The organism is Mycobacterium sp. IDUB_1 (genome assembly GCF_055419625.1).
In genome coordinates, this window is the sequence record NZ_JBVAYA010000001.1 from 1,458,305 (window position 1) to 1,481,274 (window position 22,970).

Sequence of the window (22,970 nt, forward strand, 5' to 3'; positions counted from 1 at the left end):
GCCCAGTGTCGGTGGACGTGAGGAGCAGTGAGTGCTGGGAGTGATCGGCGGCAGCGGGTTCTATTCGTTCTTCGGTGCCGACGCACGGACCGTCAATCTGGACACCCCCTACGGCGCACCCAGTGCAGCGATCACGGTCGGAACGGTCGGCGAGCACGAGGTGGCTTTCCTGCCGCGCCACGGCACGGAGCACGAGTTCTCGCCGCACACCGTGCCCTACCGCGCCAACATGTGGGCGTTACGCGCACTCGGGGTGCGGCGCATCTTCGGTCCCTGTGCGGTGGGCAGTCTCGATCCTGCGCTCGGTCCCGGCGCGATGGTGGTGCCCGATCAGCTCGTGGACCGCACCTCGGGCCGAGCGGACACGTACTTCGATTCCGGCGGCATCCACGTCGGCTTCGCCGATCCGTACTGCCCGACGCTGCGTGAGGCGGTGACCGGGCTGCCGGACGTGGTCGACGGCGGCACGATGGTGGTGATCCAGGGCCCGCGGTTCTCCACCCGCGCGGAGAGTCAGTGGTTCGCCGGTCAGGGTTTCCGGCTGGTCAACATGACCGGATACCCGGAGGCGGTACTCGCACGCGAACTCGAGATGTGTTATGCGGCAATCGCTTTGGTCACTGATCTGGATGCGGGTATCGAGTCGGGGCAGGGGGTGACGGCCGTCGACGTCTTCGCCGAGTTCCAGCGCAACCTGGTGCCGTTCAAGCAGCTCGTGCACGAGGCGATCGCCAACGTCTCCTCCGAGCGCACCTGCACCCACTGCCTGCCCCACGCCGGTGTCGAGCTGCCGTTCGACCTGCCGTGAGGGTGCTGCTGACCGGCGCGGCCGGCTTCATCGGGTCCCGCATCTGGGCGCAGCTCACCGACGCCGGCCATGACGTCGTCGCGGTCGACGCGATGCTGGCCGCCGCCCACGGGGAGGGCGCCGAACTGCCGGACGGTGTCGCGCACGTCGATGTCCGGGACGCTACCGCTGTTGCGCGGGTGCTCGACGGTGTCGACGTCGTCTGCCACCAGGCCGCGGTGGTCGGCGCCGGGGTCAACGCCGCCGATGCGCCGTCCTACGCGTCGCACAACGACCTGGGCACCGCGGTGCTGCTGGCCGAGATGTTCGCCGCCGGATGTCAGCGCCTGGTGCTGGCGTCGTCGATGGTGGTCTACGGCCAGGGCCGGTTCGTGTGCCCGCAGCACGGAGACGTCGAGCCGCAGCCGCGGCGCCGCGAGGATCTGGATGCGGGGATGTTCGACCATCTCTGCCCGGTCGGTGGCGAGCGGGTGGACTGGGCGCTGGTCGACGAGGACGCCGCGCTGCGCCCGCGAAGCCTGTACGCGGCGAGCAAGGTGGCCCAGGAGCACTTTGCGATCGCGTGGAGCGAGTCGACGGGCGGTTCGGTCGTGGCGCTGCGCTACCACAACGTCTACGGGCCCGGTATGCCGCGCGACACCCCGTACTCGGGTGTCGCCGCGATCTTCCGCTCTTCGCTCGAAAAGGGCGATGTGCCAAAGGTTTACGAGGACGGCGGGCAGATGCGGGACTTCGTCCACGTCGACGACGTCGCGGCGGCCAACGTGGCGGCGGTGCAGGCGGACGCCCAGGGGTTCGACGCGTTCAACGTGTGCTCGGGTCGGCCGATCGCGATCCTCGATGTCGCCGCGGCATTGTGCGAGGCGCGCGGTGATGTGACGCCGCTCGTGACGGGGCAGTACCGCAGTGGCGACGTCCGGCACATCGTCGCGGATCCGGCGAAGGCGGCGCGGGTGCTCGGCTTCCGCGCGGCGGTGACTCCGGCCGACGGTCTGGCGGAGTTCGCGACGGCGCCGCTCCGGGGTGTCTAGCATTCTTGACAACTGTCAAGTAATACTGACCGCATGAGCTCAGCGTTGTGCGACCAGTTCGGTATCGACTTTCCCTTGTTCGCGTTCAGCCACTGCAGGGATGTGGTTGCCGCGGTCACCAATGCCGGTGGGTTCGGTGTGCTCGGCGCGACGGCGTACAGCCCGGCGCAGCTGGACCGCGAGCTGGCCTGGATCGACGACGCGGTGGGCGGCAAGCCCTACGGCGTGGACCTGATCGTGCCCGCGAAGTTCGAGGGCAAGGGGGAGAAGCTGTCGGGCTCCGACCTCGCGTCGCGGATTCCGCAGAGCTACCGCGAGCTCGTCGACGATCTCCTGCGCGCCCACGACATCGAGCCCGAGCCGGAGCGCAGGCTCGGCGGCTCGTCGCTGTCGGGCAACACCGGCCCGGAGCTGCTCGACGTCGCGCTGACGCACCCGGTCAAGCTGATCGCCAACGCGCTCGGCGTGCCACCGGACTACATGATCGCGGCGGGCAAGGAGCGCGGCATCCCGGTCGCGGCCCTGGTCGGTGCCAAGGAGCACGCGGTCAAGCAGGTCGCCGCGGGCGTGGACCTGATCGTCGCTCAAGGCACCGAGGCCGGCGGCCACTGCGGCGAGGTGAGCACGCTCGTCGTGGTGCCAGAAGTCATCGAGGCCGTCGACGGGGCTGTGCCCGTTCTGGCGGCCGGCGGCATCGTGACCGGTCGGCAGATGGCCGGCATGGTCGCGATGGGTGCGGCAGGCGCGTGGACGGGGTCGGTGTGGCTGACCACCGAGGAAGCCGAGACGGCGCCGCACACGGTGGCCAAGATGCTGGCCGCCTCCTCGCGCGACACCGTGCGGTCGGCGGGGCGGACGGGCAAGCCGTCAAGGCAGCTGAAGTCGGAGTGGACCGATGCGTGGCAGCCGAACTCCGAGGGTCATCAGCCGCTGCCGCTGCCGCTGCAGTCGATGCTGTGCGAGCCGGTGATCCGCCGCATCGACGTGCTCGCCGCGCAGGGACATGAAGGCGCCCAGGCGCTGGCCACCTATTTCGTCGGGCAGGGCGTCGGGCTGATGAACAAGGTGAAGCCGGCCCGCGAGGTGGTCCGTGAGTTCATCGAGGACTACCTGGCCGCGGCGGATCGCCTGAGCAACTCACTGCCCGGCTGACCCGGCACGCGCTACTGGCTGAGCGGTGGAAGGACACCCATCTGAGTCAGCACGGCGGCCATGTCGAAGTAGACCTTCTCGCACAACAGCCGATCGCCGTCGAACTCGAAGATCCCCACTATCGGAATCTCGACGCGGCGTCCGGTTGGGGGGATGCCGGCCCATTCGCCGTCGTGGGTTCCGGTGATCCGTCCCTCACCGAATACGGCGTCGTCGGCATGACGCATTGTGCCGATCTCGGCGTGCAAGTCGGGGAGACCGGCCATGAAACCCTCGAGGAGCTCTCGAACAGCATCGCCACCGTCGCTCGGAACGCCGTTCACTTCGTACCGTGCGTGGTGAAAGGTAGCTATCGTCGCCTCGACATCGTGTCGGTTCTCTGCCTCTGCGTGCTCGTTCACGATGTCCTCGCGGCGCTGCCGAAGGCTGGTGGTGTCGCTGACCGTTGTCATGGAGGCCTCCTCCTGAAGAATTGACCTCATGGTCAACGTAGTGACTGTAGGCCGCCCCTGAGTCTCGGGAGTGCTATTGCCGTTCTCCGCTCTTGCTCGGTGATTCACACCCCGCCCGCGAAAGTGCGCTCTCGGTAGCTGCCCAGCTACCGCCACTACCGAGGAGGCACTCTCGCGACACCGAGCTCAGTCGATGGCGAGCGGGAGCCGCACCTCGAAGCGCGCGCCCGTCGGCAGATTGTGCGCCGACAGCGTGCCGCGGTGTGCCTGCACCAGCCCGGCCGCGATCGCCAGGCCCAGCCCGGAGCCGCTCGGCAGTGACGAGTCGGCGCGTGGCACCCGGCTGTTCGATCCGCGATAGGCGACGTCGAAGACGCGCGGCAGGTCCGCCTCGTCGATTCCCACGCCCGTGTCGTCGACCCGAGCCCATGCGCTGTTCTCGTCGGCGCCCAACGCGAGCTCGACCCTGCCGCCTTCGGGCGTGTGCGCGATCGCGTTGGCCACCAGGTTCGACAGCACCCGCACCAGCGCCCGGTCGCTGCCGACCACCCGCACCGGCTCCTCGGGCAGGTTCGCCTCCAAATGAACCCCGGCGCGTTCGGCCGCGATCCGGTGCGCGGCCAGCACGTCGTCGACGACCTCGTCCAGGGCCACCTTGTCGAACGACGGCGTCAGCGCGCCGGCGTTGATCTTCGACATCTCGAACAGGTCGTCGACCATCTCGGACAGCCGCACCGACTCGTGCTCGATGTGTTTTGCGTGCACGCGCACCTCGTCGTCGGGGACCACGCCGTCGGCGATGGCTTCCGACACGGCACGGATTCCGGCCAGCGGTGTGCGCAGGTCATGGCTGACGAACGCGACGAGCCGGCGCCGGGAGTGCTCGGCGGCGCGTTCGGAGTCGCGGATCTCGGCCTCCCACACCGTTCGTCTGGCCTGGTAGCGGCCCAGCATCACGGCGGCGGGGATCGTCACGACGGAGACGATGACCAGCACCATCACGGTGCGCTCGAACGTCTCGGTGATCATGAATCCGCTGGCACCGATCACCCCGGCCAACGTCGCGAGTACCGGGATGAGCACGAGCACGACCATGCTGACGGCCAGTGACCACGTTCGCGCCAACCGGATCACCGCAGCTCCGATCAGGACCACCGGCACAGAGCATGCCAAGGCCCAACCGACGATCTCCCAGAATTCAGTCGTCGGCACCCGGTGCTCCGGCGCTCGCCTCGGAGCCTTCGGAGGCCCACATGTAGCCGCGACCCCACACCGTCTGCACCCGGTGGCGGTCGCCGAGCTTGGACCGCAGCCGCTTGACGTGCACGGTCACCGTCGAAAGGTCACCGAAGTCCCAGTGCCACACCTGCTTGAGCAGGTCCTCGCGGGTGAAGACGTTGTCGGTGTGGGTGAGGAAGAACAGAAGGAGGTCGAATTCTCGGTTGGTGAGGCTGACGGGTTTGCCGGCTGAGCTGACGGTGCGCGACGCGGTCGACACGGTCAGCTCTCCCGCTCGCAGCTCCATCGGCAGCACACCCGGGGCAGCGGGGGCGCGGCGCAGCACCGAGCGCACCCGAAGCGCGAGCTCACGCGGACTGAAGGGTTTCGTCAGGTAATCGTCGGCGCCCGCCTCGAGCCCCGCGATGCGGTCGTCCTCTTCGCCGAGGGCGGTCAGCAGGATCACCGGCACGGCATAACCGCCGCGTTTGCGCAGGTTACGGCACAAGGACAGACCGTCCGGGCCGGGCATCATCACGTCCAGTACGGCCACGTCGATGCGCTGGGAGCCGAGGAGTCGCAGGGCCTCCGTGCCGTCGTGCGCGGTCGACACATCGAGGCCATCGCGCTCCAGGTAGCGGCGCACGACATCGCGGACGACGTCGTCGTCGTCGGCGATCAGCACACGGGTCACTCCCCGAGGTTAGCCGCAGACCCCCACGACCTGCACCTATGTCATGGATTCGTCAGGCTTGCCACTCGCGCACGCCGTCCGCCTCGCCTAGCGTTGCGAAACATGCCCGTCTGTCCCGTCACGGTGGTGCTCCCGTGCCTCAACGAGGCAGAGTCACTGCCGGGGGTGTTGGCGGCTGTACCTGCGGGGTATCGGGCTGTCGTGGTGGACAACAACAGCACCGACGGGACCGCGCTGGTGGCGCGTCGATACGGCGCCGCCGTCGTTGCCGAGACCACGCCGGGATACGGCGCGGCCGTGCACGCGGGGGTCGAGGCGGCGGAGACGCCGCTCGTGGCTGTGCTCGACGGCGATGGTTCGCTGGACCCGCAGGACCTTCCCGCCCTCGTCGAGGACGTCGAGCGGGGCGCCGACATGGCGATCGGCCGGCGCCGCGCCACTCCCGGGCTGACGTGGCCGTGGCACGCGCGCCTCGGCACCGCGGCGGTCTGCTGGCGGCTCCGCAGTCGCTATGGCCTGCCGGTTCACGACATCGCGCCGATGCGGGTGGCGCGCCGCGACGCGCTGCTCGGGCTGGGTGTCGCCGATCGCCGGTCGGGCTATCCGCTCGAGTTGTTGGTGAAGGCGGCGCAGGCGGGCTGGACCGTGGTCGAACGTGACGTTGCCTACGGTCCCCGCACGGGCGGCACCTCGAAGGTGAGCGGCTCGATGCGCGGCAGCGCCATCGCCGCGCTGGACTTCATGAAGGTGATCCGGTGAGCCGCACGTGTCTGCTCGTGGTGGCCAAGGCTCCGGTGCCGGGGTTGGCCAAGACGCGGCTGGCCGCCACCGTCGGTGACGCCACGGCTGCCGAGATCGCCGCGGCGGCGCTGCTGGACACCCTCGACGCCGTGGCGGGCACCTCCTCCGATGCTCGGGTGGTTGCGATGACCGGCGATCTCGACGCCGCGGCCCGTTCCGCGGAGATCCGTTCGCGGCTCCGCGATTTCGTCGTGGTGCCCCAGCGCGGAGACGGCTTCGCCGATCGGCTCGCCAACGCCCACATCGACGCCGCGGAGGCCACGGGGGCGACGGCGGTGGTGCAGATCGGGATGGACACGCCGCAGGTGACACCGCATCTGTTGGCCGAGTGCGTGCAGGGATTGACCGACGACGACGCCGTGCTGGGCATGGCCCGCGACGGTGGCTGGTGGGTGCTGGGTGTGCGGGCCGCCTCCTATGCCGAGTGTCTGCGTGGGGTTCCGATGTCGGCGCCCGACACGGGTGCCGTAACGCTGGCCGCGCTGAGGGACACCGGATTATCCGTAGGCCTTGTCCCCGAACTCGCCGACGTCGACACGATCGACGACGTCGAGGCGGTGCGCAGAGCCTGCCCGGTGGGCTCGCGGTTCAGCCGGATCACTGCGACGGTGGAGGCCTGATGTTCGGACAGCTCTACGACCGAGCCCTGACCGGGGAACGATGTTGGGTGCGCCGCGACGACGGGCGGGTGAGCCGGTTGCCGGTGCACAGCTGGTTGGGCGGCAGGCACGCCGACGACCGGTTCGACACCGCGGTCGTCGACATGTGCGAGGGTCCGACGATCGATTTGGGTTGTGGGCCAGGGCGTTTGGTGTCGCATCTGGTGCAGCGCGGCGTGCCGGCGCTTGGCGTCGATCTGTCAGCCACCGCTGTCGCGCTGGCTCGCAGCAGCGGTGCGCCCGCGCTGCATCGGGACCTGTTCGAGCCGCTCCCCGGAACGGGCCGCTGGCAGACCGTGCTGCTGGCCGACGGCAACGTCGGGCTCGGCGGCGATCCGGTGAAGGTTCTCAGCCGCGCGGCGGAGTTGCTGCGCAGCGGCGGCCAGTGTCTGGTCGAATTCGATTCCGCAGCAATCGGAATCGACGTCGGATGGGTGCGTCTGGAGTCATCGCGCACGATCGGCCCGTGGTTCAAGTGGGCGTCGGTCGGTATCGACAGCATGCCCGCGCTGGCTGCCGAGGTGGGGCTCGCGGTCGCGGGCATCCGCCACATCGGCACGAGGGTGGTCGCCACCCTCGCCGCAGCGTGACCCGCACCTCGACTCTGCGCGGCACCGCGATCACAGCCCGGGTCGGGCTGGCTCTCGGTGTGGCCGTGGGGATCTGCTTCCTCACCGGCCTGATCAGCCACTTCATCCAACATCCCCAGCCCTGGTTCTGGTGGCCCACCCGGCCGGTGTGGCTGTATCGCGTCACGCAGGGTTTGCACGTCGCCAGCGGTATCGCCGCCATCCCCCTGCTCATGGTCAAGCTGTGGTCGGTGTGGCCGAAGCTGTTCGAGCGGCCGCTGCTCGGTGGCCCGGTCCGTGCCCTGGAACGGCTGTCCATCCTCGTGCTGGTCGCATCGATGATCTTCCAGTTGAGCACCGGGCTGCTCAACACCGCGCAATGGTATGTGTTCGGATTCTTCTTCACCACAGCCCATTACGCGGTCGCCTACGTCGCGATCGGCGCGGTCGTGGTGCACATCGGGGTCAAGCTGCCGGTGATCCGGCGCGCGCTCGGCGAGCCTCTCGACGATCCGGTCGCGCGCGGCCAGGGCCCGTCCCGGCGCACGGTACTGGTCGGGACGTGGCTGGCGGTAGCGGCGGCTACCGTCGTCACGGTGGGCCAGACGGTTCCGCTGCTGCGCCGTGTCTCGGTGCTGGCGCCGCGTTCGGGCCAAGGGCCACAGGGTGTTCCCGTGAACCGCTCGGCGATCGCGGCGGGCGTGATCGCCGGGGCCCGCTCGCCCGAGTACCGGCTGACCGTCGTCAACGGCTCCCGCAGCCGTCAGTTCAGCGTCGCCGAGCTCGCCGCACTGCCGCAGAGCACGCACCGGTTGCCGATCGCGTGCGTGGAGGGGTGGAGCGCCGACGCGGAGTGGACCGGGGTGGTGCTCGCCCAGCTGCTCGCTGCGGTCGGCGCGGCACCGGACTCCGACGTTCGGATGATCTCGCTGGAAGGCCCGGGGCCGTACTCGCGCACCGTGCTCCCGGCCCGCCATGCGCGCGACGACATGACGCTGATCGCGCTGCGGTTGAACGGTGAGACGTTGAACCTGGACCACGGCTATCCGTGCCGATTGATTGCACCGTCGAGACCCGGTGTGCTGCAGACGAAATGGCTGACCCGCATCGAGGTGGTGCCGTGACGGTCATACGCGCTGTGCTGGTTGCCGCGGGACTGGCGCTCGCGGCCTACGGGGCGCTCCTACTGGTCCACGATCCGCCGGTGGTGCTGATGCGGATCGCAATCTGGGCGGCGGCCGGGGTGATACTGCATGACTTCGTGTTCGCGCCGGCGTGCGCGGCGCTGGGTTACGCGGCACGACGACTGGTGCCTGCCGGCTGGCGCGCACCGGTGGCCGTCGCCGCCCTGTGCAGCGTGGTGCTGGCACTGTTGGCGGTGCCGGTGTACGACAAGCCGGGCATGCGACCGGACAACACGACGGTGCTCGACCGTGACTACGTGCCCGGGTTCTGGATCGCGCTGGCTGTGGTCTGGGCGTGCGTGCCGCTCTGCGTCCTCGGGCAGCGGTTTCGCGCGCAGCGGATCCTACCAGTTCGTCAGGATCAGGTGGTTGATGGCCAGCGCGCCGATCACGTTGAGCGCCAACCACCATCGGTGTGAGCGTCGCGGGAGCAGAGCCGCCGCAGCCACCAACCACACCATGAACGGCAACCAGATGCGTTCGGTCTCGGCCTTGCTGAGCCGGGACAGGTCGGCTGCCACGATGGCCAGTAGCGCGCCGAAGACCACCAGGTGCACTCCGCTGCGGTGCCGCAACGCCGTCAGATCGACGATCCGGCTCAGCCCTGCCACGCTACCGAGCCCGATCGCACACACCACCGCCGCCAGGTTGGCCCAGCCCCAGTACGCGAACGGCCGGTCGTTGGCGATGCCCTGCCAATAGCGTTCCTGTACAAGGTGGTACCCGTCGAGCCACCAGAATCCGGCGGCGGCGAAGATCCCGACCACCAGCAGCGCGGCGAGCACCGCAGGCACCAGCGCGGTCAGCAGCGAGCGCCGGCTGCGCGCACTGATCAGCACTGCGACTGCGGGCAGCGCCATCAACCCCAGCCCGTAATTGCAGAAGATGCCCCAGCCGAGCAGCAGCCCAGCTCCCGCCGCGGCTACGACGGGCCACCGCGCCGAGCCGGTGACGGCGAGGGCCAGCAAGGCGATGCCCCAGGCGGCGACCCCGGCGAAGTAGCCGTCGGCCGAGACCGCGATCCAGATCGCCGTCGGTGCGACCGCCACGAACGGGGCGGCCCGGCGCGCGGTGTCCTCGTCGCCGAGCGCGCGCACCGCTACGACAATCGCGGCCGCGGCGCTGGAGCCGGCCAGCAGGCACAGCAGCCCGGCCCACCCTCCGCCGCCGAGCCCGATGCGATCCAGCCACACGAAGGTCAGCAGGGCACCCGGGGGATGCCCGGAGACGTGGGTGATCCAGGAGTCCGGTTGGTAGTCCAGGATTCGACTGGCGAAGGTGCGGACCGCCTCGCCGACGTCGTCGATCGTCGGCACCTGGCGCAGGTACTCGTGGCGGGCGGTCAGCCGTCCCGCGAATCCGCGCTGCCAGCCGTCCACCATGGCCAGGCTGAATGCCCACGCGCACGACGTCGCCCACGCCGCCCACGGCACCGCGCGCCACGGCAGCCGCGCGGCCAGCGCCTGTCCCCACAGCACAGCGGCCAGACCGATCGCGACCGCCGGAATCGTGCCCGGCCCCACGTGGGCGTTCCACCACCCGAAGATGGGTGCCGTGTCGGCGAAGTCGCGGAACCGGTCCGGGCTCGCGTTGAGCAACGGTGTCACCACGGGCAGGTGCAGGCGCGGCACGACGAACGCCGCCGCCACGAGGACCACTGCGACGGTGACGGCCACTGCTTCTCTGCGAGTCACAGACATCCCCGACAGCCTAGGGACCGCGACCTGATGCAGGTCTGACGTGTCGATGACAACGGTTTGAGGTCGCGCTCCGGCGGGGTAATCGAGCCTGCTGCGCATGTGCTCACGCGCGGTGATGTGTGCGGGATTACACCGATCCGGCATTCGGATCGAACCCCGAGCCACGACTGAAGACGTGTACGAACACTGACACATCACCGTAGGAGGACCATCATGACCACCCCGACCACCACCGTTGCCAAGGCCAGCTCCGGCCCGCTGGTGACCACCCAGGGCAGCACCACCATCGCCGACGTCGTGGTGTCCAAGATCGCCGGCCTCGCGGCGCGCGAAGTGCACGGCGTGCACGACCTCGGCGGGAACGCCAGCCGCGCCGTCGGCGCGCTGCGCGACCGCATCCCCGGCGCATCCACCAACTACTCCCAGGGCGTCTCGGTCGAGGTGGGGGAGAAGCAGGCTGCGGTCGACCTCGACATCGTCGCCGAGTACGGCGTCTCGATCTCCGACGTGGCAGCGGGTATCCGCCGTAACGTCATCGCCGCACTGGAGCGCATGACGGGCTTGGAGGTCGTCGAGGTCAACATCACCGTCCACGACATCCACGTGCCCGACGAGGACGGAGACGACACCGAGGACCGCTCGGGCCGGGTCGAGTGACCGACCACCCGACGACGTACGGCAGAGGAGAGAAACGATGACCACAGCAACAGTCGGCATGCTCGCCGGGGTGCTTCTCGGGGTGGCCGCTGCGGCCGGCGGATTCACCGGCTTCCTCATCGCGCTCGTGCTCGGCGCGATCGGTTACGTGATCGGCGGCCAGCGCGACGGCGAGTTCGACGTGACGACCTGGCTGCAGGGCCGGGGCCGTGGCTGAGACCACGGCGGCCGTCGTCGACGAGGCGGCTGCGGTCACCGATCCCGGTGACCGCGGCAGCCTCCGGGTCCGCGACCGCGCGATCGAGCACCTGGTGGAGGCTGCCGTGCTGACCACCCCCGGGGTGCGGCGGCACGGGAAAGCGTTGAGCAATCTCGTCGGCCACGACCTTCCGCGCGTCGACGCCGTCGTCGCGGGCGACCACGTCCGCACCGCGGTCGAGGTCGCCGCCGAATGGGGCCGGCCGCTGGCCGCGCTGTCGGCGGATGCGCGCGGTCGCATCACGACGGCGTTGCGCGACCACGCCGGATTGACGGTCGACGGCGTCACGGTGCACGTGGCGACGATCGTGCCACCCAGTACCGAGAGGAAACTGTCATGACCACGGCTAAAATGGCCGAGAAGGCTCAGACGACGCGAGAAAGCCAGGCACCGCAGCAGTTGTCGGTGCGTGCGGCACCCGTTCCGCTCGCCGCGGCGGGAGCGAGCAAGGTCGCGGTTCTGTTGGCCATCCTGCTCGCCGCACTTGGTGTGGTCGCCGTCCGCGACGCCGTCGTGGGATTGGGCTGGGCCTCGGGGTCGACGTGGTCGCCAGCTGTCGCAGGCGCCGTCGACGGCTTCGAACCCGCAGCGTGGGTGACGGTTGCCGGCGCCGCGGCGGTCCTCCTCGGTCTCGTCGTGGCGGCGGTCGCACTGGCACCGCGCCGCCGCACCGCGGTGGCCGTCACCGCCCAGACACCCATCTACCTGACTGTGGACGGCATCGCCGCGCTGGCGGGGGCCGCGGCCCGCGACGTCGCCGGTGTGGTCGACGCGCGTGCCACGTCATCCCGGCGACGAGTCGTCGTGCGCTGCCGCGTCACCCGTGACGACAGTGGTGCGATGCGTGGGACCATCACCGACGCGGTGACACGCAGTCTCGCTACGCTGCAGAGCCCGCCGCGCGTCGTCGTCCGCACCCGAACAGAGGAGATCTCATGACTCGCGCCGCTGTCGCGTTCGACCGCGCCGTGACCCTTCTGACAGGCAGCGGCCTCGTGGCGCTCGGTTTGGCCGCCGTCGCCTGGGTCCAAGGGGATCTGGGCGCCAGCGGCGCCCTCCGGACGCCGCTGCCGGGCTGGACGTCGGCCTCCTGGTGGCCGTGGGCACTCGGCGGTGCCGGCATCCTGGCCATCCTGCTGGCACTGCGCTGGCTCGCCGCCCATCGCTGGCCGCCCAAGGCCGCCCGGGTCGATCTGACGGGTGACGCCACCGCGACCGCCGACGCCACCTCCGTGGCCTCGGCTGCCGCTGACGCGTTGGCCGCCGACCCCGCGGTCACGAAGGCATCCGGCAGCGCCACGCTCGATCGCGGGCGACCCACCGTCACGCTGACCGCGCGCGTCCCCGCCCGGTCCGGTCTCTCCGCTGCCATCGTCGCAGCAGACGACACCGCCCGCACCGCCGCGGCGATGCTCGGCGACAGTGTCGCGATCCGCACCGTTCTGCGCGTCGACACCAAGGCCGGAACTGTCGTGCGATGACGACTGACGAGCAGACGAGTGCCGTCCTCGAGCCGGGTGTGACGTGCTGGCGCACAGAGCGCGCCGGCAGTTTCAGCCGGCTCGTCGACGGTGCGGATTACCTCTACTACGTCAAAGAGGCGATGCTGAACGCGCGGCGGCGGATCATGCTGATCGGCTGGGATCTGGACGCGCGCACGGCTTTCGAGCCCACCGGTTCCACATTGAGCGGCCCTGACACTCTCGGGCTGTTCCTGACCTGGCTCGTGTGGCGACGCCCCGAGCTCGAGGTCTATCTGCTCAAGTCCAACTTGAACCTGCTGCCCGCACTGGACCAGTTCTGGTTCGGTCTCACCCCCGTCTCGCTGGTCAATCGATTCACGTTGCCGCGCATGCACTTCGCGGTCGACGGCGCGCGGCCCACCGGCGCCGTGCACCATCAGAAGATCGTCGTGATCGACGATGCGGTCGCGTTCTGCGGCGGCATCGATCTGACGCTGGGCCGCTGGGACAGGCGCGACCACGCCCGCCACGACCGTGGCCGTTCCTCGGCAGGACACACCTACGGACCTCGTCACGAGGTCGCGGCCGTGGTCGACGACGCCGCGGCGCGGGTGTTGGCCGAACAGGCCAGACAGCGGTGGCGCGATGCGACGGGCACCGAGCTCGAACCGGTGACCCCCGTGGGGCCGACGTGGCCGCGGGGGCTGCGCCCCGACGTCCGCGACGTCGACGTCGCGGTCGCCCGCACCCTTCCGTCCTTCGGGGCGCGGGCGGAGGTCCGTGAGGTCGAGGCTCTCAATCTCGCCGCGATCGCCAGCGCCCGCTCCGTGATCTATTTGGAGAACCAGTATCTCGCGTCCCGGCGCCTGGCCGACGCGCTCGCAGCCAGGCTCCGCGAACCCGACGGCCCCGAGGTGGTGATCGTCCTGCCGCGCAGCTCGGAGAGCCGTCTCGAGCAGGAGTCGATGGACAGCGCCCGCGAGCGACTACTGCGCAAGCTGTGGAAAGCCGACGAGCACAACCGATTCGGCGTCTACTGGCCGGTGACCACCGGAGGCATGCCTGTCTACGTGCACTCGAAGGTGATGGTGATCGACGACCGACTGTTGCGGATCGGCTCGTCGAATCTGAACAACCGATCGCTGGGCTTCGACAGTGAATGTGACGTGGCCATCGAAGCAGGGGACCGTACCGACGTGGCGCACGAGATCCTGCTCGCGCGAGACGATCTCGTCGCCGAACATCTCGGAGTGTCGGTCACCGATTTCCGCCGGGAGCTGGAGCGCCGCGGCTCGTTCCTGGCCACCGTCGACGCCCTGCGCAGCACGGGTCGTTCGCTGCGGTCTTTCACCCGGTTCATGATCTCGCGCGACGCCGGACCCCTCGGCGAGAACGACCTGATGGACCCCGATCACGTGCCTCCCTCACTTCTCGAAGGGCTGGCCAGCCTGGTGACCGGACTGGTGCTGTGGCCCGTTGCCCGCGCCTACCCGAACATCGTGTCGCACATCACCTCCTGGGCGCGTACGGAATCCGACTTTGCAGACGACCAACTGATGTCAGCGCCCACAGGGGGCGCTCATCACGAGAAAGGGTGAAACGACATGGGTTTCATCGACAAGGCCAAGAACGCCGCTGAAGACGCCATCGGCAAGGGCAAGGAAGTGATCGGCGACGTCACCGGCAACGACGACCTGAAGGCCGAAGGCAAGAAGGATCAGGGAGTCTCGGGCGCCAAGAAGGTCGGCGAGAACATCAAGGACAAGTTGAGCTAATCGCCGAAGGTGAATCGACGGATGAGTTCGCGTCTGTCGATCTTGCCGATACCGCGCCGCGGCAGCTCGGCGACGACGTGCACCTCGCGGGGTGCCGCCGTCGCCGGTAGTTCCGCTGCGACATGCGAACGCAACTCGGGCAGCGTGATCGTCGCCCCGTCCTTCACGACGACGGCGGCGACGACACGCTGACCCAGTCTTTCGTCGGTCATCCCGAACACCGCGCATTCGGCCACCGCGGGGTGGCTCGCCACGGCTGCTTCCACGATCCCCGGCAACACTGTCAGGCCGCCGGTGCTGATCGCGTCGTCCACGCGGCCCAACACTCTCAACACCCCCGAATCATCGAGTGCACCAATGTCATCCGTGCGGAACCATCCCGGGTCGGCGAAAGGGTCGGGTGAGATCGGATTGCGGTAGCCGAGCGCCACCGTCGGGCCGCCCAGGGAGATGCGGCCGGATTCGTCGAGGGCCACCTGCACCCCGCTCAGGGGCACACCGTCGTACACGCAACCGCCCGCAGTCTCGCTCATCCCGTAGGTGCGGATCGCCGGAACACCTGCCGCTGAGGCCTTTTCGGCGACCGAGGCGGGCATCGGACCGCCGCCGATCAGCACCGCGTCCAGCGATGCCAGCGCATCGGCGGCCGCCGGGTCGTCCAGCGCCTTGGTCAACTGGGCGGCCACCAGCGAGGCATAGCGGCGACCCGGGCCCATCGCCGAGATCGCCTGCGCCAGGTCGGCAGGCGGCGCACCGGCGGGAACCGAGACCGGCGTCGTCCCGGCCACCGCGCTGCGCACGAGGACCTGGAATCCGGCCACGTGATAAGCGGGCAGGGCCAGCAGCCACCGTCCGGGCCCACCGAGCCTCTCGTGGGTGGCGTGCGCGCTGGCCAGCAGGGCCGACACACTCAGCTGGGCGCCCTTCGGGGTGCCGGTCGTGCCGGATGTCGACAGCACCGCCGCCACCGCGTCGTCGATCTCCTCCCCGGCGCGCAGCGCGCCGGCGATCATCGCGGACTGTTCCGGGTCGTCGGCGGGGACGGGCAGCAGGCTCGCGCGGCCGCCCAGCGCCGTTTCGACGTCAGGCAGGGCGGCCAGCGCGGCGGCGCCGGACGCCACGGTGAGCGTGCGCAGCGTGGCTATGGGGTGTCCTCGCTGTCGCGGGGATCGTCGAGCGGCCAGCCCTGCGCGGCGAGCCGCTCACGCACCCGCTCGACATCCTCGGGCGAGGGGAGGTCGTCGGTGATCTGGGTGATCAACACCCCGATGTCGACAGTGTCGATGCCGGACGGCGCAGAGGCAGATGCGCCGAAATCAGCGTCCGCAGTCAGGGCGGCCACCACGGCTTTGACTTCGTCGTCGGTGAGGCGCCGCCGCAGCAGCGCCAGCAGCGGCACCCGATCAGCACCTGGTACGCCTTCGGGATAGCCGGCCGCGATCCACGCCACGATCTTGGCCAGGAATTTGGTCAACGTCTCATCTCCCGTGCAGACGTCGGGGCGAAGTGCCCTCGGCAGCTCGATAGTAGCCCCGGGCCCCGTGCGACGGCGTTCGGCGACGCTGCGGCACAACGGCTGCCGGCTCAGAGATGAACATCAGATGAACACCTGGCCTGCTGTGGAAAAAGTGCCATGTGGCCCCCCGGATTCGGGCCCATGTCGATTAGTCAAAAACGCTTATGGGCCAGCAGAATCATGGTCATGAGCGGAGAGCTGATCATCCTCGTGCTGTTGATTGCCACGGCGCTGGCATTCGACTTCACGAACGGGTTCCACGACACCGGAAACGCGATGGCGACGTCCATCGCCACCGGTGCTCTCAAGCCCAAGACCGCGGTCATCCTGGCCGGGGTGCTGAACCTCGTCGGTGCGTTCCTGTCCGTCGAAGTCGCGATCACGGTCACGACGTCCGTGCTCAAGATCCAGGACAGCAAGACCGGATCGTTGGTGTCGGGCATCGATGCCTCCACCGGACTGACCATCATCTTCGCCGGCCTCATCGGCGGCATCCTGTGGAACCTGCTCACGTGGCTGTTCGGCATACCGTCGAGCTCGTCGCACGCGTTGTTCGGCGGCCTCATCGGCGCCGGCCTCGCCGCGCTCGGCACCTCCGGGGTCAACTGGAGCGGCGTGATCAGCAAGGTCGTCATCCCCGCTCTCGCCGCCCCGTTCATCGCCGGCCTCGTCGCCGCATGCGGCACCTGGATCGTCTACCGCCTCACCCGCAACGTCGCGAAGAAGCGTCGCGAGGAAGGGTTCCGCTGGGGCCAGATCGCCACCGCCTCGCTCGTCGCTCTGGCGCACGGCACCAACGACGCGCAGAAGACGATGGGCGTCATCGCGCTCGCGCTGATCACCACCGGCCACCTCACCGGCAACGTGAAGGAGGACGGCCTGCCGTTCTGGATCATCGCGTCGTGCGCGCTGGCCATCGGCCTGGGTACCTACATCGGCGGCTGGCGGGTCATCCGCACGCTCGGCAAGGGCCTCGTCGAGATCGAGTCGCCGCAGGGGCTGGCCGCCGAGGCGTCGTCGGCCGCGATCATCCTGTCCTCGAGTGCGGCGGGCATGGCCCTGTCCACGACTCACGTCGCGACGGGATCGATTCTGGGCAGCGGCGTCGGCAAGCCGGGCGCGCAGGTGCGCTGGGCGGTCGCCGGCCGGATGGCCACCGCATGGCTGATCACGCTGCCGGCCGCCGGCATCGTCGGCGCGCTGTCCTTCTGGCTGTCGCACATCGTCGAAAACGTCACCGGGAACGCACTCGCCGGTGACGGCCTGATCTTCGTCATCCTGGTGGCCCTCTCCGGCTACATGTACTGGCGGGCACAGCAGCAGAAGGTCAACCACCACAACGTCAACGCCGACTGGGATGAGTCCACCAACTCGGTGGTCCCCGCTGACGCACGTGACCTCACAGCATCCGCCGAGAAGCCCGCGGCGTCGGTCTAGAGCTAAGGAACGCACATGTCCTACCTGGAAGCCATCCTCAAGGTGCTCGCCGTGGGTCTCGTCCTCGGTGCCGGCCTGCCCGCGCTGTTCGCCGTCGGGCTGGTCGCCTACTCCCGCGGAGCCGGCGGGGCCGAGGCAGACGGAACGGTCGACGCCCCCAACCCCGCGCTGAAGGCCCTCGGCCTGCTGCTGTTCGCCTTCGTCGCCGCCGTGATCCTGATCGGCATCCTCTACATCACCAAGGGCACCATCAACCACCACTTCGGGTTCAACCCCGTTCCCTTCCTCCCCGGAAAGTGAGCTGATCGTGATGGCCGACCACACGTTCAACAGCATCCTGACCTGGCTGCACGACGGCTACCCGCAAGGTGTCCCGCAGAAGGACTACTTCCCGCTGCTGGCGCTGCTCTCGCGCACGCTCACCGAAGAAGAGGTCGTGCAGGCGGCCCAGACCGTGCTCAAGAGCACCGATTCCGACGAGGTCACCGAGCAGGAGATCCGTGCGGCCATCCATGTGGTGACCGACAAGGAACCCAACCCGGAGGAGATGCACCAGGTCGCGTCGCGTCTGGCGTCGGTCGGCTGGCCGTTGGCGGCCCCCGCCCGTTAGCCGCGGGTGTCGCGACGCAGCGGGTGGTCGTCGGGCACTTCGACGACGATCAGCGTCACTCCGTCGGGGTCGTGGACGTGCATCTCGATCAGCCCCCACGGCTCCTGTCGCGCTTCCCTGGATATATCAATTCCCCTGTGGCGCAACGCATCCTGAGTCGCGGCGAGGTCGCGGACCTGTAGCCACAGCGCCCCCGGAAACGGCGGGGCACCCTCGGCGGGTGCGCCGTGGCCGGCGATTTCGATCAGCGACTGGCCGGCGTGGAACACGGTGCCCCCGGGGTACTCGCGCGCGATCGCCAGCTCGAGGCCATCGCGGTAGAACGCGACGGAGCGCTCGTAGTCCGCGGGCCGCAACAGCATCCGGCTGGCGAGGATCTCCATGGCCCGTGTCTATCACGTCAGCCGACGTGGCGGCCGACACCCCGCCAATAGGGTTCGCGCACAGCCCGTTTCAGGATCTTGCCGCTCGGGTTGCGGGGTAGTGCATCGACGAAGTCGACGCTCTTGGGCAGCTTGAAACCGCCGAGGTACGCGCGGGCGAAGTCGATGAGGGCCTGCTCGCTCGGGTGCGTTCCCACGGCGGGCACGACGACGGCCTTGACTGCCTCGCCCCAGCGGTCGTCGGGCACACCGATCACGGCGACGTCGGCCACCTCGGGATGGGCCATCAGGACGTTCTCCACCTCGGCGGGGAACACGTTCTCCCCGCCGGAGACGATCATGTCCTTGATGCGGTCGTGCAGGTACAGGCGGCCGTCTGCGTCGAGATAGCCGGCATCGCCGGTGCGCAGCCACCCGTCGGGGGCCAGCGTCGAGGCGGTGGCGTCCGGATTCTGCCAGTAGCCCAGCATGTTCTGCGCGGACCTCGTCCACACCTCGCCGACGTCGCCGGTCGGCACGTCGAGGCCGTCGGCGTCGACGATGCGAAGCTGCACCCACGGATACGCGGTGCCGCACGAGCGCATGGTCTCCGGTGTCAGCTCGGATGCGGCCAGCTGGGTGATGGATCCGGTGGTCTCGGTCATGCCGTACACCTGGGCGAACACGTCGCCGAAGCGCTGCACGCCGCGTCGTAGCACGTCATCGCTGATCGGGGATGCACCGAACACGACGATGCGCAGGCTCGACACGTCGGCGCTCGCGATGCCGGGGGTGTCGAGCAGCATCCGCACCACGGCGGGGACGACGAGCATGTTGGTGACGCCGTGCGTCTCGATCGCGTGGAGGATCGCCACCGGGTCGACGTCGCGCAGCACCACCGTGCGCGCGCCGTGCCACAGCCCCGCGAATGCCCAGCCCGAACCGGCCATGTGGAACAGCGGCATCACGGCCATGCTGACCGCGTCGGGGCCCAGTTGCCACGGGCCGGCCACGCCGCGGGTCTTGCAGACGTAGTTGGCGTTGGACAGCATCGCGCCCTTCGGCCGACCCGTCGTCCCCGACGTGTACATCAGCAGCACCAGGTCGTCGGGCCCGGTGACGACGCCGGGGTCGGCGGCGGGATGGCCCTGTACCCAGTCGTCGAAGACGGGCCAGCGGGGGTGGGGGCCGATCGCGATGACGTGCGCGGTGAGTTGCGCCTCGAGGGCCTCGAGGGCCTCGACGTGGCCGAAGAAGTCGGCGCCGACCACAATGGCGGCGGCGTCGCAGTCGATCAGGATGTGCGCCATCTCCGCGGGTGCGAGCCGCCAGTTGATCGGCACCCCCACGGCACCCAGCTTCGCGAGCCCGGCGATCACCTCGAAGAACTCGGCACCGTTGCGGTCGATGAAGGCCACTCGATCGCCTCGACGAACACCTGCGGCCGCGAAGGCCTGGGCCACCCTGTTGGAGCGGGCGTCGAGGTCGCCGTAGGTGATGGTGCGGTCGCCGACGATCAGCGCCGGGGCGTCCGGGCGCTGCCGGCCCTGGCCGCGGACGGCGTCGGCCAGCCCCGTGAAGCTCACTTCCTCGGCTGCATGCGCTGACGCTTCATGATCGTGTCGACCGCGGAAGGGGCGATGCTGTTGATCGCGTGCGCGGTGACGGCGATCCGCGGGGCGATGCTGACCGGGCGGTGCCGGGCCGCGGTGACGATCCAGCCCGCCGCCTCGCTCGCCGACAGCCCGGGCAGCCCGTCGTAGGCGCGGGTCGGGGCGATCATCGGGGTCTTCACCAGCGGGTAGTACAGCGTCGTGGCGTGCACGCCGCGGTCGCCCCACTCGGTTTCGATGATCCTGCTGATCGACGACAGTGCGGCCTTGGAGGCGTTGTAGGCGCCGAACAGTGGCGGAGACTCGGTCTTCACGCCCCAGGTCGAGACGTTGATGATGTGCCCGTCGCCGCGTTCGAGCATGCCGGGCGCCAGCCCTCGGATCAGCCGCAGCGGGCCGTAGTAGTTGAGCGTCATCGTGCGCTCGACGTCGTGCCAGCGCTCCAGGGACTCCTCCAGTGGCCTGCGGATGGAGCGCCCCGCGTTGTTGATCAGGATGTCGACGCCGCCGAACTCGGTCGCGACGGTGTCGACCAGCGCGTCGATCGCGTCGAGGTCGGACAGGTCGCAGGCGTGGGCCTGTGCACTGCCTCCGGCGTCGGTGATGCGGGTGACCAGCTCGTCGAGCAGTTCCTGGCGGCGGGCCACCGCGATCACCGTGGCGCCGCGGCGGGCCAGCTTCTCGGCTGCGGCCTCGCCGATGCCGGACGAGGCGCCGGTCAGCAGGATCCGCTTGCCGGCCAGGTCGACGATCTCCCTGTCGGGCCGGTACTGCAGCAGGGTGGGGATCAGCGGCGGCCGCATGCTCGTCAACACGACCTGCTCGGCCAGCCGCCGCAGCGGGTTCCGTGCCATGGGGCGTCCTCTCTCGCGATTTCGGCGTGGTTGTCGTCGCTCACCGACGACAACCACGCCGAAATCGCTGTCAGAAGTAGCGGGGGAAGGGGGTCCAGTCGGGGTCGCGCTTCTCCAGGAACGCATCACGCCCCTCGACGGCCTCGTCGGTCATGTAGGCCAGGCGTGTCGCCTCGCCGGCGAAGAGTTGCTGGCCCACCAGCCCGTCGTCGAGCAGGTTGAACGCGTACTTCAGCATCCGGATGGCCTGCGGTGATTTCCCGTTGATCTCCGAAGACCATTGCAGTGCAACGGTTTCCAGATCGGCGTGGTCCACGACCTCGTTGACGGCACCCATCGCGTGCATCTGCTCGGCCGTGTAGGGCCGGCCGAGGAAGAAGATCTCGCGAGAGAACTTCTGCCCGGTCTGACGGGCCAGGTAGGCCGACCCGAAGCCGCCGTCGAAACTGCCCACGTCGGCGTCGGTCTGCTTGAACCGGGCGTGCTCGCGGGACGCCAGCGTCAGATCGCACACGACGTGCAGCGAATGGCCGCCGCCGGCGGCCCAGCCGTTGACCAGGCAGATCACCGGCTTCGGCATGAACCTGATCAGGCGCTGCACCTCGAGGATGTGCAGCCGGCCGGCGCGCGCGGGGTCGACGGTCTCGGCGGTCTCGCCCGAGGCGTACTGATAGCCGGAGCGGCCGCGGATGCGCTGGTCACCGCCCGAACAGAACGCCCAGCCGCCGTCCTTGGGGGACGGGCCGTTGCCGGTCAGCAGCACGACGCCGACGTCGGAGCTCATCCGGGCGTGGTCGAGGGCCCGGTACAACTCGTCGACGGTGTGCGGCCGGAACGCGTTGCGCACCTCGGGCCGGTCGAACGCGACGCGGACGGTCGGTTGGCTGACGTGCCGGTGATAGGTGATGTCGGTCAGGTCCTCGAAGCCGGCGACCGGCTGCCACAGACTGGGGTCGAACGGGTTGCTCACCCGTCAGACGCTATCGAACCGGAACACCGAGCAGCGCCCGGCCAGCGCTTCGAACTCGTCAGGGTTCGGCCCGGTGACCAGTCCGGCGTTCTTCATGAAGCTCACCCCGGTGGGCACCAGCACCGGGAACTGCCGCAGCAGCGGACGCGCTTCCTCGGCGGACAGTTCCACCATCCGTACGGGTTCGCGGACCTTGCCCTTCTCGAGCACCGCCTCGGGGTTGGCCTGCGCGTTGCGCACCCAGTCGGCGCCGGGGAAGCCTCCGACGACGTAGCGTCGGCCGTCCACCTCGAACGGCGTGATCGGCGTCGACCGGGGCTGGCCGGACTTGCGGCCGGTGACCGTCAGCACCATCGGCCCGTCCTTGATGATCCCGATGCGTGTCGCCGCCATCAGCACTTTGTTCATCGGTTTGAGCCACCACGGCGGCCGGGGATTCGCCATGACTCTCAACGCTACAGCGGGATGCCGTGCGCCCCCAGGGCCGCGATGAGGCCGTCGCGTCGGTCCCGCGTGGGGAGCGGGTCGACGAGCGCGAACCGGCAACCCAGGGCACGTGCGCCGCCGTCGGCTTCGTCGCTGTCGCCGACCATCAGCGCACGCTCGGCGGGCACGCCGAGCTGCTCCAACGCCGCGGTGAAGATCGCCGGATCCGGCTTGGTCGCGCCCACTTCGAACGAGAGGATGAAGACGTCGACGTCGTCGGCCACGCCGATCCTCTCGAATGCGGGCCGGATGTCGAAGGCGATGTTGGACACCACGGCGGTCTTGATGCCGCGTTCTTTCAGCCCGGCCAGCACGGTCGCGGTGTCCGGGTAGGGCGTCCACCAGATCGGGTCGATCACCTTGGCGTACAACGCTTCCGCGTGGTGGCGGGCCAGCCCGGATTCGCGGAGCACATGCAGGTAGGCCTCGCGATGAAGGTGGGGGGCGAGGTCTCGGTTGACCCACGCATTGAGCGCCTCGGGCGTCATCGACACCGTCTGCCCGGTCGGCACGGTGAGCCGGTGCACCAGCTCGGCCTGCACGTGCGCGTCGACTTCTTTGTTGTCGGGGGTGTCGAGGGTCATGCCCTCGAACCAGCTGTCGTCTTCCTCGAGCCGGTACAGGGTGCCGGAGAAGTCGAACAGCACTGCATCCACGTCGGTCACGGAATCGGCCACGGGGACCATCGTGCCAGGTGTGA

The 22,970-nt window shown here is 69.3% G+C and carries 30 protein-coding genes; 18 read left to right on the plus strand and 12 right to left on the minus strand.

The genetic code is table 11. The features are described 5' to 3' along the window. Window positions 1-31: 31 nt before the first annotated feature. The 3 genes from ACZYYX_RS07335 to ACZYYX_RS07345 are packed head-to-tail and all read left to right on the plus strand — an operon-like array spanning window position 32 to window position 2,991. Window positions 32-808 carry an S-methyl-5'-thioadenosine phosphorylase gene (locus tag ACZYYX_RS07335; RefSeq protein WP_463813760.1) on the plus strand — a complete coding sequence of 259 codons (777 nt, stop codon included), beginning with the start codon at window positions 32-34 and terminating at the stop codon, window positions 806-808. Next, window positions 805-1,839: an NAD-dependent epimerase/dehydratase family protein gene (locus tag ACZYYX_RS07340; protein ID WP_463813761.1), complete on the plus strand. Its 1,035-nt coding sequence runs from the start codon at window positions 805-807 to the stop codon at window positions 1,837-1,839. Before ACZYYX_RS07335 ends, ACZYYX_RS07340 begins: the two co-directional genes overlap by 4 nt. Before the next feature lie 33 nt (window positions 1,840-1,872). Next, on the plus strand, window positions 1,873-2,991 hold the full coding sequence (locus ACZYYX_RS07345; RefSeq protein WP_463813762.1) for an NAD(P)H-dependent flavin oxidoreductase: 1,119 nt from the start codon (window positions 1,873-1,875) through the stop codon (window positions 2,989-2,991). Between the two features lie 11 nt (window positions 2,992-3,002). Here the strand turns inward: ACZYYX_RS07345 and ACZYYX_RS07350 are convergent, their stop codons facing one another. From ACZYYX_RS07350 to ACZYYX_RS07360, 3 genes are all read right to left on the minus strand, one after another. Then, window positions 3,003-3,443 (minus strand): ester cyclase, encoded by a 441-nt coding sequence (locus ACZYYX_RS07350; protein ID WP_463813763.1) that lies wholly within the window; start codon window positions 3,441-3,443, stop codon window positions 3,003-3,005. A 186-nt stretch (window positions 3,444-3,629) separates the two neighbouring features. Further along, window positions 3,630-4,655, minus strand: a complete 1,026-nt coding sequence (locus ACZYYX_RS07355) for a sensor histidine kinase (RefSeq protein WP_463813764.1) — start codon at window positions 4,653-4,655, stop codon at window positions 3,630-3,632. Further along, a complete protein-coding gene (locus ACZYYX_RS07360) occupies window positions 4,642-5,355 on the minus strand; it encodes a response regulator transcription factor (RefSeq protein ID WP_463813765.1) in 714 nt (237 codons plus the stop codon). Before ACZYYX_RS07360 ends, ACZYYX_RS07355 begins: the two co-directional genes overlap by 14 nt. A 102-nt stretch (window positions 5,356-5,457) precedes the next feature. On the opposite strand from ACZYYX_RS07360, the gene ACZYYX_RS07365 reads away from it, so the two are divergent. The 5 genes from ACZYYX_RS07365 to ACZYYX_RS07385 are packed head-to-tail and all read left to right on the plus strand — an operon-like array spanning window position 5,458 to window position 8,987. After that, the gene (locus ACZYYX_RS07365) at window positions 5,458-6,114 is read left to right on the plus strand and encodes a glycosyltransferase family 2 protein (RefSeq protein ID WP_463813766.1); all 657 of its coding nucleotides are present in this window, start codon (window positions 5,458-5,460) and stop codon (window positions 6,112-6,114) included. Further along, complete coding sequence (locus ACZYYX_RS07370; RefSeq protein WP_463813767.1) at window positions 6,111-6,776, plus strand: TIGR04282 family arsenosugar biosynthesis glycosyltransferase; 666 nt, start codon at window positions 6,111-6,113, stop codon at window positions 6,774-6,776. Before ACZYYX_RS07365 ends, ACZYYX_RS07370 begins: the two co-directional genes overlap by 4 nt. Continuing rightward, window positions 6,776-7,405 (plus strand): methyltransferase domain-containing protein, encoded by a 630-nt coding sequence (locus ACZYYX_RS07375; protein WP_463813768.1) that lies wholly within the window; start codon window positions 6,776-6,778, stop codon window positions 7,403-7,405. Before ACZYYX_RS07370 ends, ACZYYX_RS07375 begins: the two co-directional genes overlap by 1 nt. Next, window positions 7,402-8,508: a molybdopterin-dependent oxidoreductase gene (locus ACZYYX_RS07380; RefSeq protein ID WP_463813769.1), complete on the plus strand. Its 1,107-nt coding sequence runs from the start codon at window positions 7,402-7,404 to the stop codon at window positions 8,506-8,508. Before ACZYYX_RS07375 ends, ACZYYX_RS07380 begins: the two co-directional genes overlap by 4 nt. After that, window positions 8,505-8,987, plus strand: coding sequence for a hypothetical protein (locus ACZYYX_RS07385; RefSeq protein ID WP_463813770.1), 483 nt, complete (start codon window positions 8,505-8,507; stop codon window positions 8,985-8,987). Before ACZYYX_RS07380 ends, ACZYYX_RS07385 begins: the two co-directional genes overlap by 4 nt. Here ACZYYX_RS07385 and ACZYYX_RS07390 read toward each other — a convergent pair. Beyond that, a complete protein-coding gene (locus ACZYYX_RS07390; RefSeq protein WP_463813771.1) occupies window positions 8,913-10,268 on the minus strand; it encodes a hypothetical protein in 1,356 nt (451 codons plus the stop codon). The genes ACZYYX_RS07385 and ACZYYX_RS07390 overlap by 75 nt on opposite strands. 213 nt (window positions 10,269-10,481) lie before the next feature. Between ACZYYX_RS07390 and ACZYYX_RS07395 the strand changes: the two genes are divergently transcribed. Genes ACZYYX_RS07395 through ACZYYX_RS07425 form a run of 7 tightly spaced genes read left to right on the plus strand, consistent with a single transcriptional unit; the run spans window position 10,482 to window position 14,422 of the window. Continuing rightward, entirely contained in the window at window positions 10,482-10,925 is a 444-nt protein-coding gene (locus ACZYYX_RS07395; protein WP_463813772.1) for an Asp23/Gls24 family envelope stress response protein, read from the plus strand. Window positions 10,926-10,962: 37 nt separating this feature from the next. Then, on the plus strand, window positions 10,963-11,142 hold the full coding sequence (locus tag ACZYYX_RS07400; protein ID WP_221361402.1) for a hypothetical protein: 180 nt from the start codon (window positions 10,963-10,965) through the stop codon (window positions 11,140-11,142). Beyond that, a complete protein-coding gene (locus ACZYYX_RS07405; protein WP_463813773.1) occupies window positions 11,135-11,524 on the plus strand; it encodes an Asp23/Gls24 family envelope stress response protein in 390 nt (129 codons plus the stop codon). Before ACZYYX_RS07400 ends, ACZYYX_RS07405 begins: the two co-directional genes overlap by 8 nt. Further along, window positions 11,521-12,123, plus strand: coding sequence for a DUF6286 domain-containing protein (locus ACZYYX_RS07410; protein ID WP_463813774.1), 603 nt, complete (start codon window positions 11,521-11,523; stop codon window positions 12,121-12,123). Before ACZYYX_RS07405 ends, ACZYYX_RS07410 begins: the two co-directional genes overlap by 4 nt. Beyond that, window positions 12,120-12,665 carry an alkaline shock response membrane anchor protein AmaP gene (locus tag ACZYYX_RS07415; protein WP_463813775.1) on the plus strand — a complete coding sequence of 182 codons (546 nt, stop codon included), beginning with the start codon at window positions 12,120-12,122 and terminating at the stop codon, window positions 12,663-12,665. The genes ACZYYX_RS07410 and ACZYYX_RS07415 overlap by 4 nt, the downstream gene beginning before the upstream one ends. After that, window positions 12,662-14,245 carry a phospholipase D-like domain-containing protein gene (locus tag ACZYYX_RS07420; RefSeq protein WP_463813776.1) on the plus strand — a complete coding sequence of 528 codons (1,584 nt, stop codon included), beginning with the start codon at window positions 12,662-12,664 and terminating at the stop codon, window positions 14,243-14,245. The genes ACZYYX_RS07415 and ACZYYX_RS07420 overlap by 4 nt, the downstream gene beginning before the upstream one ends. Before the next feature lie 6 nt (window positions 14,246-14,251). Continuing rightward, complete coding sequence (locus ACZYYX_RS07425; RefSeq protein WP_463813777.1) at window positions 14,252-14,422, plus strand: CsbD family protein; 171 nt, start codon at window positions 14,252-14,254, stop codon at window positions 14,420-14,422. Here ACZYYX_RS07425 and menE read toward each other — a convergent pair. Both menE and ACZYYX_RS07435 read right to left on the minus strand, forming a co-directional pair. After that, window positions 14,419-15,543: an o-succinylbenzoate--CoA ligase gene (gene menE, locus ACZYYX_RS07430; RefSeq protein WP_463813778.1), complete on the minus strand. Its 1,125-nt coding sequence runs from the start codon at window positions 15,541-15,543 to the stop codon at window positions 14,419-14,421. The two genes, ACZYYX_RS07425 and menE, sit on opposite strands and share 4 nt — an antisense overlap. A 20-nt stretch (window positions 15,544-15,563) precedes the next feature. Continuing rightward, window positions 15,564-15,896, minus strand: coding sequence for a DUF3349 domain-containing protein (locus ACZYYX_RS07435; RefSeq protein ID WP_463813779.1), 333 nt, complete (start codon window positions 15,894-15,896; stop codon window positions 15,564-15,566). Window positions 15,897-16,124: 228 nt separating this feature from the next. On the opposite strand from ACZYYX_RS07435, the gene ACZYYX_RS07440 reads away from it, so the two are divergent. Genes ACZYYX_RS07440 through ACZYYX_RS07450 form a run of 3 tightly spaced genes read left to right on the plus strand, consistent with a single transcriptional unit; the run spans window position 16,125 to window position 17,985 of the window. Next, a complete protein-coding gene (locus tag ACZYYX_RS07440; RefSeq protein WP_463813780.1) occupies window positions 16,125-17,375 on the plus strand; it encodes an anion permease in 1,251 nt (416 codons plus the stop codon). A gap of 15 nt (window positions 17,376-17,390) precedes the next feature. Further along, window positions 17,391-17,675 carry a hypothetical protein gene (locus tag ACZYYX_RS07445; protein WP_463813781.1) on the plus strand — a complete coding sequence of 95 codons (285 nt, stop codon included), beginning with the start codon at window positions 17,391-17,393 and terminating at the stop codon, window positions 17,673-17,675. Between the two features lie 10 nt (window positions 17,676-17,685). After that, on the plus strand, window positions 17,686-17,985 hold the full coding sequence (locus ACZYYX_RS07450) for a DUF3349 domain-containing protein (protein ID WP_463813782.1): 300 nt from the start codon (window positions 17,686-17,688) through the stop codon (window positions 17,983-17,985). On the opposite strand, the gene ACZYYX_RS07455 is transcribed toward ACZYYX_RS07450, so the two are convergent. The 6 genes from ACZYYX_RS07455 to ACZYYX_RS07480 form a co-directional block, all read right to left on the minus strand. Next, entirely contained in the window at window positions 17,982-18,368 is a 387-nt protein-coding gene (locus tag ACZYYX_RS07455; protein WP_463813783.1) for a VOC family protein, read from the minus strand. The two genes, ACZYYX_RS07450 and ACZYYX_RS07455, sit on opposite strands and share 4 nt — an antisense overlap. A gap of 17 nt (window positions 18,369-18,385) precedes the next feature. Continuing rightward, window positions 18,386-19,933 carry a long-chain-fatty-acid--CoA ligase gene (locus ACZYYX_RS07460; RefSeq protein ID WP_463813784.1) on the minus strand — a complete coding sequence of 516 codons (1,548 nt, stop codon included), beginning with the start codon at window positions 19,931-19,933 and terminating at the stop codon, window positions 18,386-18,388. Next, window positions 19,930-20,814: an SDR family oxidoreductase gene (locus ACZYYX_RS07465; RefSeq protein ID WP_463813785.1), complete on the minus strand. Its 885-nt coding sequence runs from the start codon at window positions 20,812-20,814 to the stop codon at window positions 19,930-19,932. The genes ACZYYX_RS07460 and ACZYYX_RS07465 overlap by 4 nt, the downstream gene beginning before the upstream one ends. Before the next feature lie 70 nt (window positions 20,815-20,884). Further along, entirely contained in the window at window positions 20,885-21,784 is a 900-nt protein-coding gene (locus tag ACZYYX_RS07470) for a 1,4-dihydroxy-2-naphthoyl-CoA synthase (protein WP_463813786.1), read from the minus strand. 3 nt (window positions 21,785-21,787) lie between these two features. Beyond that, on the minus strand, window positions 21,788-22,228 hold the full coding sequence (locus ACZYYX_RS07475) for a nitroreductase family deazaflavin-dependent oxidoreductase (protein ID WP_463813787.1): 441 nt from the start codon (window positions 22,226-22,228) through the stop codon (window positions 21,788-21,790). A gap of 11 nt (window positions 22,229-22,239) precedes the next feature. Continuing rightward, entirely contained in the window at window positions 22,240-22,956 is a 717-nt protein-coding gene (locus ACZYYX_RS07480) for an HAD family hydrolase (RefSeq protein ID WP_463813788.1), read from the minus strand. Between the last annotated feature and the right edge of the window lie 14 nt (window positions 22,957-22,970).

Coding starts and splice junctions, on each gene's coding strand:
- ACZYYX_RS07450 (WP_463813782.1), top strand. CDS start 17,686: ATGGCCGACCACACGTTCAACAGCATCCTGACCTGGCTGCACGACGGC.
- ACZYYX_RS07455 (WP_463813783.1), bottom strand. CDS start 18,368: ATGGAGATCCTCGCCAGCCGGATGCTGTTGCGGCCCGCGGACTACGAG.
- ACZYYX_RS07420 (WP_463813776.1), top strand. CDS start 12,662: ATGACGACTGACGAGCAGACGAGTGCCGTCCTCGAGCCGGGTGTGACG.
- ACZYYX_RS07390 (WP_463813771.1), bottom strand. CDS start 10,268: ATGTCTGTGACTCGCAGAGAAGCAGTGGCCGTCACCGTCGCAGTGGTC.
- ACZYYX_RS07345 (WP_463813762.1), top strand. CDS start 1,873: ATGAGCTCAGCGTTGTGCGACCAGTTCGGTATCGACTTTCCCTTGTTC.
- ACZYYX_RS07440 (WP_463813780.1), top strand. CDS start 16,125: ATGAGCGGAGAGCTGATCATCCTCGTGCTGTTGATTGCCACGGCGCTG.
- ACZYYX_RS07365 (WP_463813766.1), top strand. CDS start 5,458: ATGCCCGTCTGTCCCGTCACGGTGGTGCTCCCGTGCCTCAACGAGGCA.
- ACZYYX_RS07400 (WP_221361402.1), top strand. CDS start 10,963: ATGACCACAGCAACAGTCGGCATGCTCGCCGGGGTGCTTCTCGGGGTG.
- ACZYYX_RS07350 (WP_463813763.1), bottom strand. CDS start 3,443: ATGACAACGGTCAGCGACACCACCAGCCTTCGGCAGCGCCGCGAGGAC.
- ACZYYX_RS07425 (WP_463813777.1), top strand. CDS start 14,252: ATGGGTTTCATCGACAAGGCCAAGAACGCCGCTGAAGACGCCATCGGC.
- ACZYYX_RS07475 (WP_463813787.1), bottom strand. CDS start 22,228: ATGGCGAATCCCCGGCCGCCGTGGTGGCTCAAACCGATGAACAAAGTG.
- ACZYYX_RS07445 (WP_463813781.1), top strand. CDS start 17,391: ATGTCCTACCTGGAAGCCATCCTCAAGGTGCTCGCCGTGGGTCTCGTC.
- ACZYYX_RS07415 (WP_463813775.1), top strand. CDS start 12,120: ATGACTCGCGCCGCTGTCGCGTTCGACCGCGCCGTGACCCTTCTGACA.
- ACZYYX_RS07465 (WP_463813785.1), bottom strand. CDS start 20,814: ATGGCACGGAACCCGCTGCGGCGGCTGGCCGAGCAGGTCGTGTTGACG.
- ACZYYX_RS07480 (WP_463813788.1), bottom strand. CDS start 22,956: ATGGTCCCCGTGGCCGATTCCGTGACCGACGTGGATGCAGTGCTGTTC.
- ACZYYX_RS07395 (WP_463813772.1), top strand. CDS start 10,482: ATGACCACCCCGACCACCACCGTTGCCAAGGCCAGCTCCGGCCCGCTG.
- ACZYYX_RS07375 (WP_463813768.1), top strand. CDS start 6,776: ATGTTCGGACAGCTCTACGACCGAGCCCTGACCGGGGAACGATGTTGG.
- ACZYYX_RS07410 (WP_463813774.1), top strand. CDS start 11,521: ATGACCACGGCTAAAATGGCCGAGAAGGCTCAGACGACGCGAGAAAGC.